Consider the following 270-nt stretch of genomic DNA (forward strand, 5'->3'; position numbering starts at 1 on the left):
GACCGCAATGCGGGCTCTGTCTGAGGAAGCTCGTGTGGGAGCTATCGGTATTACACAGGCTACCGAGATTAAATACACGAATCACCTGACTCTGGTCGGCCTTCTGCCGGATCGCTATCGGCTGTCCACGACCTACTCCGTCGCGGTGAGCAAAGGATCGTCTTCCGACGCGACGGCGCGTTCGCTAATAGAACTGCTTACATCGTCGGCGACACGGGACATACGACACTCCTGCGGATTCGAGTCAGCGACCGGTGGCCACCTCGCGTG

Annotated in this window: 1 protein-coding gene; it reads left to right on the forward strand. The window is 58.9% G+C overall.

The annotated features are described in order from the left end of the window. Window positions 1-7: 7 nt before the first annotated feature. Window positions 8-270, forward strand: a 263-nt coding sequence (locus tag SB786_RS36380; protein ID WP_410731600.1) for a substrate-binding domain-containing protein, incomplete at its 3' end; no start/stop codon positions are given.

Origin of the sequence: Burkholderia sp. SIMBA_062 (genome assembly GCF_046534765.1) — a bacterium.
GTDB lineage: Bacteria > Pseudomonadota > Gammaproteobacteria > Burkholderiales > Burkholderiaceae > Burkholderia > Burkholderia ambifaria.